11 protein-coding genes and 2 pseudogenes are annotated in these 13575 nt (G+C 41.7%); 8 read left to right on the plus strand and 5 right to left on the minus strand.

Annotation, left to right across the window (positions count from 1 at the left end):
* Window positions 1–16: 16 nt before the first annotated feature.
* Window positions 17–1243, plus strand: a complete 1227-nt coding sequence (ispG, locus tag NPUN_RS25555) for a (E)-4-hydroxy-3-methylbut-2-enyl-diphosphate synthase (protein ID WP_012411346.1) — start codon at window positions 17–19, stop codon at window positions 1241–1243.
* A gap of 397 nt (window positions 1244–1640) precedes the next feature.
* Window positions 1641–2924 (plus strand): carboxyl-terminal processing protease CtpC, encoded by a 1284-nt coding sequence (ctpC, locus tag NPUN_RS25560; RefSeq protein ID WP_012411348.1) that lies wholly within the window; start codon window positions 1641–1643, stop codon window positions 2922–2924.
* A gap of 95 nt (window positions 2925–3019) precedes the next feature.
* On the opposite strand, the gene NPUN_RS25565 is transcribed toward ctpC, so the two are convergent.
* Complete coding sequence (locus NPUN_RS25565) at window positions 3020–3205, minus strand: DDE transposase family protein (protein ID WP_041565620.1); 186 nt, start codon at window positions 3203–3205, stop codon at window positions 3020–3022.
* 421 nt (window positions 3206–3626) lie between these two features.
* On the opposite strand from NPUN_RS25565, the gene NPUN_RS25570 reads away from it, so the two are divergent.
* Both NPUN_RS25570 and NPUN_RS25575 read left to right on the plus strand, forming a co-directional pair.
* Window positions 3627–4124: a DUF6174 domain-containing protein gene (locus NPUN_RS25570; RefSeq protein ID WP_012411349.1), complete on the plus strand. Its 498-nt coding sequence runs from the start codon at window positions 3627–3629 to the stop codon at window positions 4122–4124.
* Between the two features lie 336 nt (window positions 4125–4460).
* Window positions 4461–5300 carry a DNA/RNA non-specific endonuclease gene (locus NPUN_RS25575; RefSeq protein ID WP_012411350.1) on the plus strand — a complete coding sequence of 280 codons (840 nt, stop codon included), beginning with the start codon at window positions 4461–4463 and terminating at the stop codon, window positions 5298–5300.
* A gap of 79 nt (window positions 5301–5379) precedes the next feature.
* On the opposite strand, the gene NPUN_RS25580 is transcribed toward NPUN_RS25575, so the two are convergent.
* Window positions 5380–5772, minus strand: a complete 393-nt coding sequence (locus tag NPUN_RS25580; protein WP_041565621.1) for a nuclease A inhibitor family protein — start codon at window positions 5770–5772, stop codon at window positions 5380–5382.
* A gap of 116 nt (window positions 5773–5888) precedes the next feature.
* Window positions 5889–6785, minus strand: coding sequence for a prohibitin family protein (locus NPUN_RS25585; RefSeq protein ID WP_041566414.1), 897 nt, complete (start codon window positions 6783–6785; stop codon window positions 5889–5891).
* A 224-nt stretch (window positions 6786–7009) separates the two neighbouring features.
* Here NPUN_RS25585 and NPUN_RS25590 point away from each other — a divergent pair.
* A pseudogene (locus NPUN_RS25590) lies at window positions 7010–7237 on the plus strand (DUF4058 family protein); the annotation flags it as partial.
* Window positions 7238–7602: 365 nt separating this feature from the next.
* Here the strand turns inward: NPUN_RS25590 and NPUN_RS25595 are convergent.
* Window positions 7603–9651: an elongation factor G gene (locus tag NPUN_RS25595; protein WP_012411354.1), complete on the minus strand. Its 2049-nt coding sequence runs from the start codon at window positions 9649–9651 to the stop codon at window positions 7603–7605.
* A gap of 480 nt (window positions 9652–10131) precedes the next feature.
* On the opposite strand from NPUN_RS25595, the gene NPUN_RS25600 reads away from it, so the two are divergent.
* The 3 genes from NPUN_RS25600 to NPUN_RS25610 all read left to right on the plus strand — a co-directional run bounded on the left by NPUN_RS25600 (window position 10132) and on the right by NPUN_RS25610 (window position 12471).
* Window positions 10132–11055: a tetratricopeptide repeat protein gene (locus NPUN_RS25600; RefSeq protein ID WP_012411355.1), complete on the plus strand. Its 924-nt coding sequence runs from the start codon at window positions 10132–10134 to the stop codon at window positions 11053–11055.
* Window positions 11056–11142: 87 nt separating this feature from the next.
* Window positions 11143–11691, plus strand: coding sequence for a phosphate-starvation-inducible PsiE family protein (locus NPUN_RS25605; protein ID WP_041565622.1), 549 nt, complete (start codon window positions 11143–11145; stop codon window positions 11689–11691).
* A gap of 534 nt (window positions 11692–12225) precedes the next feature.
* Entirely contained in the window at window positions 12226–12471 is a 246-nt protein-coding gene (locus tag NPUN_RS25610; protein WP_012411357.1) for a hypothetical protein, read from the plus strand.
* 377 nt (window positions 12472–12848) lie between these two features.
* On the opposite strand, the pseudogene NPUN_RS25615 reads toward NPUN_RS25610, so the two are convergent.
* Window positions 12849–13501: pseudogene (locus tag NPUN_RS25615) on the minus strand (Rpn family recombination-promoting nuclease/putative transposase).
* Window positions 13502–13575 lie beyond the last annotated feature (74 nt).

A 13575-nucleotide genomic window follows, 5' to 3' on the forward strand; every position in this document is an offset into this window, starting at 1 on the left:
TTTACCCGATCAGGTTATGCAAACTCTGCCCATAGTAGATACTTCAAATACTGCATCAAGTCAACATATCTTTGATACAACTATCAAGCGGCGTAAAACCCGTCCCGTAAAGGTAGGAAATGTCACCATTGGCGGTGGCTACCCAGTTGTAGTGCAGTCAATGATTAACGAAGACACCCTTGATATTGATGGTTCCGTGGCTGGTATTCGTCGTCTGCACGAAATTGGCTGTGAAATTGTCCGTGTCACAGTGCCGAGTATGGCTCATGCTAAAGCTTTAGCAGAAATTAAACAAAAATTAATAAAAACTTACCAAGACGTACCAATTGTGGCTGATGTCCATCATAATGGGCTAAAAATCGCCCTGGAAGTCTCCAAGCACATAGAAAAAGTGCGGATTAATCCGGGGTTGTATGTCTTTGAAAAGCCCAACGTCAATCGAACCGAGTATACTCAATCCGAATTTGACGAAATTGGCGATAAAATCCGCGAAACTCTAGAACCTCTAGTAGTTTCTTTGCGAGATCAAGGCAAATCAATGCGAATTGGGGTAAATCACGGTTCCCTCGCCGAGAGAATGCTATTTACCTACGGTGACACCCCAGAAGGAATGGTGGAATCTGCCATAGAATTCATTCGCATTTGTGAATCCTTGGATTTCCGCAACTTGGTAATTTCCATGAAAGCCTCACGAGTACCTGTAATGCTAGCTGCCTATCGCCTGATTGCCAAGCGCATGGATGAACTGGGTATGGATTATCCGCTACATTTAGGCGTTACCGAAGCTGGTGATGGCGAATATGGGCGAATTAAATCTACGGCTGGTATTGCTACCTTACTTGCTGATGGCATTGGCGATACAATTCGCGTCTCACTCACAGAAGCACCAGAAAAAGAGATTCCCGTCTGTTACAGCATTCTCCAAGCTTTGGGATTGCGAAAAACGATGGTGGAATACGTCGCTTGTCCTTCTTGTGGGCGCACTTTGTTTAACCTAGAAGAAGTGTTACACAAAGTCCGGGAAGCCACTAAACACCTAACTGGATTAGACATAGCAGTTATGGGTTGTATTGTCAATGGTCCCGGCGAAATGGCAGATGCCGACTATGGTTATGTTGGCAAAACACCTGGTTACATTTCCTTGTACCGTGGCCGAGAAGAAATTAAAAAAGTCCCGGAAGACAAAGGTGTAGAGGAATTAATTAACCTCATCAAGGCAGATGAACGCTGGGTAGAACCTTAAGGGGAGCAGAGAGGGGCAAGGGGGCAGGGAGCAGGGTAGGCAGGGGGGACAAGTCTCTTCGTCTCCCCACTCTTCTTTGTCTCCTTTGTCTCTTCTTCATGCCCCATTCCCCATTCCCCATTCCCCATTCCCCATACCCCATACCCCATACTTCTCTGACGAGAGGCTACGCCCTAAGCGTAGCTATGCCGCAGGCTTTACGACTGGGCTTAGTACAAGTTCCCCATTCCCAATTCCCCATTCCCAATCTTAAAACTTTTGTATTGATAACAACCAAGGTCGCCGGATTGTCAAGTATTTTGTTTAAATTAAGAATACATACTCGGTCTGTACAGTGGAAGCCTGTGTTAGATTGAGCATACTGACTATATATTTTCCCTCTGACGCAGCTGTCATTATGGTGATTACAAAAAGTAGGCTTGTTTTGGGTGCTACGGCGGTGACACTCTCCACGATCGCAGTTACTAGCCTTGGCATTCACTCGCGAGGTCAGGCTTTATTTAAAGCAAGTCCCAAAGAAATAGTAGATGAAGTTTGGCAAATTGTTCAGCGCCAATATGTAGATGGTACTTTCAATCAGGTAGATTGGCAGGCTGTTCGTAAGGAGTACTTAAGCAAGTCCTACAGTAATCCCCAGGAGGCTTATAAATCTATTCGGGAAATGTTGAAAAAGCTGGATGACCCATACACCCGGTTTATGAACCCAGAAGAATTCAAGAATATGCAAGTGGACACTTCTGGAGAATTGATCGGGATTGGGATCACTATCAGTCAAGATGAAAAAACTAAGCAACTGGTTGTAATTGCGCCAATCGAAGACACGCCAGCATTTAAAGCTGGCGTTTTGGCAAAAGATGTCATCCTTAAAATCGACAACAAAAGCACCAAGGGGATGGATACTAATCAAGCAGTAGCCCTGATTCGAGGTGAAGCCGGAACGCAAGTTAGCCTAACGATTCAGCGCGACGGTCAGATAAAACAATTAGACATCAAACGGGCGCGGATTGAAATTCATCCAGTTAAATATTCCCAAAAGCAAACTCCAGCAGGTAATCTTGGCTACATTCGCCTGAACCAGTTCAGCGCTAATGCTGGTAAAGAAATGCAAACAGCTATCAAGGATTTAGAAAGCAAAAAGGTAGCTGGATATATTCTGGATCTACGTGGTAATCCTGGTGGCTTACTGTTCTCCAGTGTAGACATTGCCCGGATGTGGATAAATAAAGGTAAGATTGTCTCCACCGTTGAACGCCAAGGAGAGGCAGAAAAAGAAGAGGCCAACGGACGCGCCTTGACAGATAAACCTTTGGTGGTGCTGGTAGATAAAGGTTCAGCCAGTGCCAGTGAAATCCTTTCAGGGGCTTTGAAGGACAACAAGCGTGCTACTTTGGTTGGTACTCAAACCTTTGGTAAGGGACTAGTGCAATCGGTACGTCCCTTAGAAGATGGCTCAGGATTGGCGGTAACAATTGCTCATTACTATACTCCTAATGGTACAGATATTAATCACAAAGGTATTAATCCAGATGTGAAGGTAGAGTTGACCAAAGAGCAAATGCAGGAATTATGGCTCCATGAACGCGATAAACTCGCTACCTTACAAGATCCACAATTCGCTAAAGCAGTAGAAGTGATAGGTAAAAAAATTGCTGCTAAGGGTACAGCCACAGCAGAAAAGTGAAGAGTTAAAAATAAAGTTAGAAGTAAGTAGTGAACAGTTAGGAATACAAAATATCATTTCTAACAGACGCGATTAATCGCGTCTCTACTGCTAACTTAAACTGGTTGGCACTTTCCAGCCCTAATTAGTCCGACACGCCGAGCGATCGCTTCTCCTTCCGAACTAAAAGGCCCCCACTGTTCTATAATCTCTAAATCATCGTCGCCAACTTTGTCACTGGGGACGATCTCGCAATTTCCAGCAGAGTGCTTGACAATATACCAAGTTTGTGAATCATTCATGCTTGAAAAAAATTTGTTTTTTACTGTAAAAATTTTACGGCATAGAGAAATGATTCTCGCACATCTGCGATCGCACCGAAGTTAATTGCTACGGTCATTTGGATATGATTTAGACATGGCTCTTGTAACAGTGTCAAATTTTATCTTCTCAGAGTTTTTGATTTTATTTTGGTGCGTTGCATAGTTTACCACCGCAGGCATCACTTATCCTAAATTTCAAGTCAAATTTTTTCTGCCACAGCTAGGCAATATTATTTTTCCGTAGAATTAATTTACAAGGGATAAATGCGTTTATAGGCTATGCTCAAATTTGTTATTTGATCTTGGCTAAGTACAGATAGATTTTAATCAAAAGATAAAGTTTATTTAAACAACTACATGAATTAATATAGATAGCACTTTTGAAATTAAGTGAATTGATATGCGTTTACCTATCATTATCAGTGCCGGATTATTGCTATCTTTCGGCCTTAACCTACCAGTAATGTCAAAATCTCCCATAGAGATAGCACAATCGCCAACAAAAAATAATAACTTGGATTTAAGGCGATTAAAATTTAATCGCTATTTGTGGAATCAGCAAAATATTTCCAACTATCGCTATACATTTAGTAATGGATGCTTTTGTATACCCGACGCTAGGGGCCCGGTAGTTATTGAAGTCCGTAATGGTCAAACAACTTCCATCACTTCTGTAGCTACAGGTCAAGCAGTTAATCCAGACTTCTTTCAAAACTACAAAACAATTCCTAAACTGTTTGATGTGATTGAAGATGCTATTAACCGTAAAGCCTCCAGCCTAAATGTGAGTTACAGCCCTAGATTCGGCTATCCAACCCAAATTCAAATCGATTACAATAGTCAGATAGCTGATGAAGAAATATATCTCACAATTGAGAATTTTCAGGAAATTAAATAGTCGCCGTTGAACCATAAAATTAGATATTAAGGCGATCTAGTGCGTAGCTTTCCACCGCAGGTATCGCCCTAATTTATCGTGTGAATCAAATTTTATTTAAGAGAAAAGATTGGCATTGCTAATTAGATGTATAAATCTTGGTGTAGAGATGCAAAATTTTAAGCCATCGCTCATCACAAAAGCCGATTTTTTAATTTTTAACTCTTATGAATAAAGATTTCTAGCTATTGTGTCACTACATATTTATCATTAAAAAATCTTTTATTTGTATCACTGAATACTTGATATTGAAACGAAGAACTTGGACACTGTTTTTGTAATTAAAAGTACAAAAACATGAAAAAAATCAAGATTTTCAAGTTTCTACTGCCGTTTGTGACGGTGGTTTTATTCATAATTGGGTTAGCACAGATTGTACCAGCCCAGTCATCAGTAAGTGTTCACCTAACCCTTGGCAACCCTAGCGGCGCTGGAACTTCTAGTCAAAATAACTACTTGTTGGTAAAACCACAATATGTAATTGGTTACAATTGCTCACTAGGTAGACCAAATTGGGTGTCTTGGCAGTTGAATAGTAGTTGGTTAGGTAGCACACCAAGGCAAGATACTTTCCGGGCTGATACAACACTTCCTTCTGGCTGTTATCAAGTTCAATCTACCGATTTTAGCGGAAGTGGGTTTGATCGCGGTCACATGACACCTAGTGCTGACAGGACTAGTAGTGTTACTAATAATTCTGCCACCTTTTTGATGAGTAATATGATTGCTCAAGCCCCAGATAACAATCAGGGAATTTGGGCAAGCCTAGAGGATTATGCCAGAACTTTAGTAGGACAGGGTAAAGAACTCTACATCATATCTGGTGGATATGGGATGGGCGGTACTGGTTCTAACGGAACGTTCTATACAATAGCGAATGGACGGGTTCAAGTCCCTAACAGAACCTGGAAAATTCTTGTTGTATTGAATACTCCTGGTTCAGGTCTTGCAGGCGTGACAACCAGCACGAGAGTTATTGCTGTCAATATTCCCAACGCCCAAGGCGTGCGAACAGCGAATTGGAGAAATTATCGGGTTAGCGTTGACTCATTAGAATCTCTAACTGGATACAATTTTCTCTCACAAGTTTCAACATCTATTCAGTCTGTAATAGAAGCGCAAGTCGATAATTTATAAGTTTGGATGATTTCAGAAATGAGAAAGCCTAGCCATCTGTGTAGCTAGGCTTTTATTTAAAGAAATTTCTCCCTGTATACTAGGTTTCAACCAGTTTTGTAACTACTCCAGCTAAGTCACCGTCTTGAGTTTGTCCGATGATATAAGCGTCAATATTTATTTTTCCGACACGATAAACTTTGATGTCACTAAGATTATCTTTAAGTGTCTGGATAAGTGTTTGAAATCTTTTAACATCTTGTTTCTGTAAGTCATTATGCCACTCTTGCTCAAATGCACAATTACGAAAAAGATAGTCTAACTCTACTACTTCGACTGGCAGGTTTTGAGAACCTGTTAGCTGTAAGATTTTTTCTTGTGTTGCAGGTGCAGCACCTTTCCATTGAACAACCTCAAAAGGGTAATCTGACTCGCTCATCATTAATAAGCCAGTACTAGCTTCCTTGAGTTTTTCGACAATCTCGCCGCTCATAGTCATCAGTTTCTAGCAACGCTCATACTGTATCATTCAGCCAGTAGCAAGAAGGGAAGCCGAAAGAGAGATATGTAGGAGGAAGCAACGCCGCAGCGATCGCTAATCAGAAAATTTTAGGGTCTTGAAGTCCCTGCTTCTGGCTGAATCAGAATAGGCGCTCCACCTTTTTCAGAACCAATAATTACAATTTTAGAATTATTCGATTGAGCTAGCTTTTCTGTGGCTTCAATCGCTCGTAATTGTAGCACTTGGTTGCTAAGTCCACCGGAGATAATTTTTTGAGAATCAGCTATGCCTTGAGCTTCAATACGCTTTCGTTCTGCCTCTTGACGCTCTTTCTCTAAAACAAATTTCATTTGCTGGTTTTCTTGCTCTGTCTTGAGTTTGTTTTGAATTGCCACTTGGAGAATATCAGGCATTTTGACGTTTCGTAAAAGAGCTTCCTCAACAATGAAACCCAAAGCCGGTATTTCTTCGGTGAGTTGTTGGTCAATTTTTTGGGCGATTTCTTGACGTTTGGTAGAGTAAATAGCACTGGCTGGGTAGTTTGCGGTGATAGCGCGAACAGTAGAGCGGAATCTGGAAATTACCAGTTGTGTTTCATCAGTTCCAATGGTTTTATATACTGTAGCTGCTTTCTGGGGATCGAGCTTGTACTGAAGACTGACATCAAGATTTAGACTCAAACCTTCTTGGGTTGTCACATCTATGTTTTCCTTCACATCCTTAATGCGAGTGGAAAAATTCAGCACTTTGTTAAAGGGGCTCAACAAGTGGACACCAGGATTAAGAGTGCTTTCGGAAACCTCACCAAATAAGTTGACGACACCAATATTGCCTGGTGGGACAATCACCAAAAGCCTAGAAATAGAATTCAGTATTGCAATACTGCTAATCAATATCGTAATTGTGCGTATTGCTAAACGTGACTTTTCGCCAGAGATCCTACCTGTATTGAGATAAACGAGGATTCCAATCAGGCTAGTTAGAAGAGAGATTATAAAGCCCATGAGTTTTTCTGTGTGGTTAAGATGGATAGACTTAATCACATAATTCCCAGATGCTTTTATAAAACTTTCCCTCAAGGGCAGCAAGCTATAATTTTGCTTTGCCCTGTTTATTGTGGGCGGAACTCTTTTGTCATTGAGAAGGTTGATACCCCTTTTAACTCATTACTCTTCATGGCAGCCAAGATTGTTAGGATAAACAGTAAGAATATTGTTTTGCCAAGCTTATGCCTTCACCGTTTCCAGGGATGAACCCTTACCTAGAAAATCCCGAATTCTGGGCTGAAGTTCACAGTCGGTTGATAATTGCGATCGCAGATGTAATTGCTCCTCAACTACGACCCAAATATCGAGTAGCGGTTGAAAAACGAGTATATCAGATGACAGATGAAAATTCTATTCTAGTTGGTATTCCTGATGTGGTTGTTGCACGTTCTTTAACAAACACAGAAAAGAACCGTCTAAGGCAGCACTTCCGGCTGCTATGAGGTACAGTAACAGCAATTAGCAAACCAGTTTCTTAAATGTTGAGGATTTATTAAATCAAGCGCAATTGAAATTATTTGATCTACCCTTTTTGTGGTAGTCGGTGAAAACATTCGTAAGATCATCCTGCAGATAAGAGTAAAGTCTTTGATTGTGCGATTAACTTCCCTCCCAATGGAAAAGCAATAAGATTGGAAAACATACAAGCATTCCAAGAACGGTGGAGTACAGAAGGATTAGCGTTTCAACAGCACCTTCAAAGCGTATTAAATATTCATTAATAAAAATCCCCGCATATTTAAATGCAGGGCTTTGATTTCAGATAAATCCAAAATTACTTGCCATTGCCGTTACTACCATTGCCATTGCTGTGAATGACACGTTCAGCGAGTTTTTCCGGCACTTCCTGGAGATGGTCATATTCCCAATGGAAGGAACCAACGCCCAAGGTGAGCGATCGCAGCTCTACAATAAAGTTTTGCATCTCTGCTTGTGGCAAGTATGCAGAGACATTATCCCAGCCTTGCCAATCGTTTCTGCCCTCATAGCCTAAAATTTGCCCTCGTCTACCACTCAACAGTTGCAGCACTTTCGAGGTAAATTCGCTCGGTGTAGTCACTTCCACGCGCAGAATTGGTTCTAACAGGGTAGGTTCTGCTTGGGGTATCCCCGTTTGCATTGCCAATCGGGCAGCTTGCTTAAAGGCTTGTTCGGAACTGTCAACGTTGTGATAGGAACCATTAGTCAGAGTTACCGCTAAATCCACTAATGGGAAGCCCAAAGGCCCATGTGTCAGAAATTCCCGCACGCCCATTTCCACCCCAGGAATGTACTGTTTGGGAACCACGCCACCAACAATAGTTTCATTAAAGTTGAAACCTGTGCCGCGTGGTAGGGGTTTGATGTCGAGAAAAACGTCACCAAACTGTCCGTGACCACCGCTTTGGTGCTTGTAGCGTCCATGAACTGAAGCCACCGTTTTGCGGATGGTTTCTTTGTAAGGCACTTGCGGTAAGTGGGTTGTCATTGGCAAGTTATATTTGCGGCGCAGTCTGTCTAGGGCGACTTGTAAATGAATCTCGCCTTGACCCCACAAGATAACTTCGTGAGTATCGCCGTGTTGTTCCCAAGCAAGTGAACAGTCTTCCTCCAATAACTTGGTGATGGCACCGCTGAGTTTAACTTCATCGTTGCGCTTTTCTGGTGTAATGGCGAGAGCATACACTGGTTCCAACTCTACAGCTTTGGGTAATTTTATTGCCGACTGCTGTTCTGTGGAGATTGTATCGCCTGTCTTGATTCCTTCTAAACGGCTCAATGCAACAATTTCACCAGCACTAACTTGGTTAACTGACTGCTGTTGCTGTCCCATGAGGCGGTAAATTCCACCAGTGCGAATGCCATTGAGGACAATACCATCAGTTAATTTACCTCGCCAAACACGCACGAGAGAGAGTTTGCCACCTTGGGGAGTGTAGTAAGTTTTTAATACCTGTGCTAAAGGCGTATCACCTTTTAAGTTTTTTAAGCGACGTTCTGCTGTAGTTTCTGGTTCGGGTGCTTCCCGTAACAAGGCTTCTAATAGAGGTCTAACACCATAATCTTGTTCTGCCACACCAAAGAAAACGGGGACTACTAAATCTGCCCCTAATTCCATTTTTAAATCTTTAAGGATTTCCTCTTGGGGTGGTTCGATGTCTTCTAAAAGTTCTTCGAGTAAATGGTCGTCAAAATTTGCTAGAGCTTCGAGCATTTCTGCTCGTGCTATATGTTCTTCTTCTTTTAAGCTTTCAGGGAAGGGAATGGGGTCAGCCGGTGCGCCTGGATGATATTGATATGCCTGTTCGCTCACCATATCAATAAAGCCGGTGAGTTGTTCCCCGTTCATGATGGGATATTGATGCGCTACCAGGGGACGGCTAGATACTGCTTTCAGGGCGTGTAACGTTTCTAGAACGTGAATATTTGCCCGATCCATTTTGTTGACGAAGACGAGATGGGGAATTTCCCAATCGTCGAGGAATTTAAATAGAGGGGCGAGGGTGAGGACGCGATCGCGGATGGGTTCGCAAACTACAATTGCCGCATCAACTCCCATTAAAGCATTGTACGTTTCTTGAGCAAATTCTACACTTCCCGGACAGTCAATAAAAGTAAAGCGAATGCCGTTATACTCAGTGCTAGCGGCGCTGACTTCTACACTCATGTGGCGATCGCGCGACTCGGCAGCACTATCTCCCACTGTATTGCTGTCCTTAACACTCCCTTTGCGAGAAATTGCCCCTGTGACAAATAACAAGCTTTCTAGTAAAGTGGTTTTTCCACTTAAATAAGGCCCGACAATTGCAACATTCCGCGAACCCGATTTTACTTTTTCGTTCATAAAATCCTCCTTGCGGTAAGTCTTTTATAACCGCATGATTCCGTATATATCAAGGGTTGAAGAAGAATCCAGCTATTCTGAATGAGCTAAACGCCCCGCTAGCGCTAACAGGATTCGGAATCAAGACATTAGCGAGTCCGCGAGCGTCTTAAACCGATTTATTCATCCACCAGCGATGCACTGAGTTTCGGCTACGCTCAACTACCGCAGGTCGTTGTGTCGTACAGAATTCATTCTGAATTCTGGCTCCTGACTCCTGAATTCTATTTGATCAAAAAATGGTTCTCTGGAGTCAAAATTACCCCTTCTTTAATTTGTTATTATCCTTCTTTTAATCGAAAGTTAAAAAAATTGTAGCCTGTCGTAAGATTTAGCTTAATAAAAGTTAATTTTAGTAAAGATTAATAGCGAATCTAAAATTTTTGTAAATAACTTTTTATGAAGTAAATTTAACTGAAAGTGTTGCGAATCAGAAAATCAATGAGATTATCATTTTCTAAATATCCCATAGCAGGGTTAGTCAGTTTGACTTTGTTGGTTGTTAGTATTCCCTCCCCTTCTCTTTCTCTCTCTGAGTATGTCCCTTCAGAGCTGGCAAAATCTAATGGGAAAACAGCCATAGACTGGCTAAACCAAGGTTTACAGGCAATTCAGGCGGGCAAAGTAAAAGATGCGATCGCAGCCTTTAAACAAGCAGCCAAGTTAGATCCAACATTAGCACCAGCGTACTATAATTTAGGGCTAGCGTACCGACAAACAGGACAATTACAACCCTCTGCGGACGCATTTTATCGAGCGACGCAAGCCGATCCTAAGTTTGCTCCAGCTTTTGCTAATTTAGGTGGTGCGCTATTAGAAGGCAATAATTTACAGTTAGCTAATGATTATTTGCAACGAGCGTTAGAACTCGATCCAAAATTGGGATTTGCCCACTATAATTTTGGGTTAGTAAGAGAGCAGCAAGGAGATTGTGAGAAAGCGATCGCATCTTTTAAACAAGCCATAGAATATAGCAAAAATGCACCAGAACCTCCTTACCATATAGGGATGTGTTATCTCCAACAAGGGAAACTCGATCGAGCAAGAGATGCCTTTAATCAAGCAGTAAAAATTAATCCGAAATATCCAGAAGCTTACTACAATCTTGGTTCGATTTGGTTTCAGCAAAACAAGTTACAAGAAGCATTAGAGGCTTTTAGAAAATCAGCCGAAGCTAACTCTAACTATCCCAACGCTTATTATGGTGCAGGGTTAGTTTTTATGCAGTTAAAGCAATATGGAGATGCAGTACAAGTATTCAAATTTGCTAGAGATTTATATAATGCTCAGAAGAATCCTCAGTGGGCGAAAAATGCCGAGCAATTGTTGCAACAAGCACAAAATTTAAATTACCAACCTCGCTGAGGCGCAAACGCTTAATATTGCATAACATAAAACTATTGGGCTGACTCGCTGGTGTTGTCTGAACTTGTCCCGATTGGAAAAATGTACATGCAAAAGCGCCAGAAAAGTCGATTTTTATTTAGCGATCGCTGGCTTGATCGGCACTCAATTGTTCGCAACATGGAAGCCTTTCAAGACTTAATTGTGATTGTCTTGTGTTTAGGTTTATTCGCCGTCATGCTGATCCAATTGTGGGGAATAGCTATCGCCCTCACGCAGCCACTAGACTATAAACACGTGACTGCAAAAATACTATTTGTGTTAATTTTAGTCGAGTTATTTCGGCTATTAATGGTCTACTTACAAGAACATAGTATCTCTGTGGGAGTAGCAGTTGAGGTAACAATTGTATCCCTACTACGAGAAATAGTAGTTCACGGAGCGCTGGAAATTTCTTGGGTTAATACGCTTGCAATTTGTGGTTTGTTATTTGTTCTGGGTGGACTACTCGTAGTCTGTGCTAAAACTCCACACATGGATTGTATGAGCGCTAACACTAAGTTTTGTCCGGTTATGTATAGAGGAGGTAGGGAACGGCAAAATGATTTGGAATTCCAGTATTCACGTCAATGTGATGAAAATAAACCGCTTGGCTAAATTCTAATGAAAATAAGGAGTAGGGAGATGAGGTAGAATTTTCTCCCTTGTCTGTCCTATCTCCTGATTTATCTGTTGACTAATAAAATATCCTCTTAGATGTGTAGAGTCAGTAAAACTCCAACTTGCTGCTTACGACTTGCTTATTTCTTAGTTTCAAATCTAATTCTTTAGCAATATAGCAATCCTATTTGATTGGTGAGAATTGGAACCCGCAGATCCCCGACTTATCTTATTTTTTACGCATCAGTAATGGAAAAATGAGATTGGATAAGGCTGAGGTAATTGGAAAGCGATGTCTACGACGGTCACTGAGCCTTGTCGTACCACTTCGTGGAAGCAAGCTACGCGGAGCGTCTGTCTGCGACACGCTGCGCGAACGTAGAGAAGTGCGGGCTACGCCTACGCACTGAATACTATAAACTACACTCGCAAGGTACTTCCGACGTATTGAAATATACTCTTTTTGGAAGATGAATCGCTTTTTAAGGGTGAGTATAAAGTTAATTAGAAATTCTAAAAGAGGATCGAGCAATGGCTACAAATACAGGTAACGAACAGTCTCAAACAGCTATTAGCGACTTGGAGTATGATTTTGTCACCGTTTTGCACAACAAAGCTGAAGCCGTTAAAGCCTACGATGCCTACATCAAAGATGCAGAGCAAGTAGGTTCTCAGCCTTGTGTAGAGTTGTTCCAAAAATTGCGCCAATCTGATATTGAACACGCACAAGAGATTCGCCAGCATCTACAGCAAGTGCTGCAACACGGTAAGATGTAACCCAGGTTTTTAACTGCGTAGGCGTAGCCCTTCTCCTGTCGGAGACGCTGCGCGTAGCTTGCTTCCACGAAGTGGTACGGCTGCGCTCAGGAACCACCCCTCGTAGACATCGCTTCTACTTTAGTGAACCTAAATAGGACTTACGCAAAATTATATGCGGTAGGGGCAATTCATTAATTGCCCCTACCAGAAAATCAAGTTTGGGCTATTTTTTGGGTAAACCCTGCTAAATAAAAAAGAGGCGATGTCTACGACGGGCTACGCCTACGCACTTTACGTAAAAACTTTATTAACCGATATCTTGCACACTTTGTTTAAGAAATATATAGTACAGTGTTTCCAGAGATAAAGCGCAATACTCAGACAATCGCCCACTATCAGCCAGACTGATTCTGGGCTACTTGCTGTACTTGCGCCACCGTTAAATCGAGAGCCACCGCCACTTGTTCCACACTCAACCCCAATGCCAATAACCGGGGAATAGCTTCTAACTTAGCTTCCTGTTTACCTTCCTGTCTGCCTTCCTGTCTACCTTCCTCCAAGCCATCTTGCTTGATAGATTGATACATCCTTGTTTTTTTGAATTCGTCGTCTATACCCAACATTTCTGCTAACTCCTCTCGGCTTAACCGGGTAAATTTGTACAACAGGATAGTCTCTATCAATTCTACAATTTGCTTCCTGGTTGCTTCATCCGCTAGTTGTTGCCTTGCTTGTAAAATCAATTCTCTACTTTTGTCAACGGCTGTCTCTTCTCTTTCGATGATTAATTTAACGATCGCAACTTGAAGTGAGTTCTCCGCCGTATCTAATTCATCTAGATAAATACGTTGCACTCAACAAAGTAGAGTGGTTGATTTGTGGTTTCAGTTGTGGGCATGAATACCCCATCAATCCTAAAAGCCGTTTCTTTTAGTTCGACTGAAACAAATTGATATGCGTTGACGTTGACAGTATTATCGCCAATTATTGCAAAAAATATGCTAGGAAAAGATTGAAATAAACTATAAAATATTTTGTCAGTTTGCACTTGGATTTAGTCAAGCGGGAATTGGATATTCAAAGTTTATCAAAAATCGTGTATACACGTCTGATTACGCATTA

This window comes from Nostoc punctiforme PCC 73102, assembly GCF_000020025.1.
GTDB lineage: Bacteria > Cyanobacteriota > Cyanobacteriia > Cyanobacteriales > Nostocaceae > Nostoc > Nostoc punctiforme.

Excerpts from the sequence above, each read along its gene's own strand:
- ispG (WP_012411346.1), top strand. The coding sequence starts at position 17 with ATGCAAACTCTGCCCATAGTAGATACTTCAAATACTGCATCAAGTCAA.
- ctpC (WP_012411348.1), top strand. The coding sequence starts at position 1,641 with ATGGTGATTACAAAAAGTAGGCTTGTTTTGGGTGCTACGGCGGTGACA.
- NPUN_RS25565 (WP_041565620.1), bottom strand. The coding sequence starts at position 3,205 with ATGAATGATTCACAAACTTGGTATATTGTCAAGCACTCTGCTGGAAAT.
- NPUN_RS25570 (WP_012411349.1), top strand. The coding sequence starts at position 3,627 with ATGCGTTTACCTATCATTATCAGTGCCGGATTATTGCTATCTTTCGGC.
- NPUN_RS25575 (WP_012411350.1), top strand. The coding sequence starts at position 4,461 with ATGAAAAAAATCAAGATTTTCAAGTTTCTACTGCCGTTTGTGACGGTG.
- NPUN_RS25580 (WP_041565621.1), bottom strand. The coding sequence starts at position 5,772 with ATGAGCGGCGAGATTGTCGAAAAACTCAAGGAAGCTAGTACTGGCTTA.
- NPUN_RS25585 (WP_041566414.1), bottom strand. The coding sequence starts at position 6,785 with ATGGGCTTTATAATCTCTCTTCTAACTAGCCTGATTGGAATCCTCGTT.
- NPUN_RS25595 (WP_012411354.1), bottom strand. The coding sequence starts at position 9,651 with ATGAACGAAAAAGTAAAATCGGGTTCGCGGAATGTTGCAATTGTCGGG.
- NPUN_RS25600 (WP_012411355.1), top strand. The coding sequence starts at position 10,132 with ATGAGATTATCATTTTCTAAATATCCCATAGCAGGGTTAGTCAGTTTG.
- NPUN_RS25605 (WP_041565622.1), top strand. The coding sequence starts at position 11,143 with ATGCAAAAGCGCCAGAAAAGTCGATTTTTATTTAGCGATCGCTGGCTT.
- NPUN_RS25610 (WP_012411357.1), top strand. The coding sequence starts at position 12,226 with ATGGCTACAAATACAGGTAACGAACAGTCTCAAACAGCTATTAGCGAC.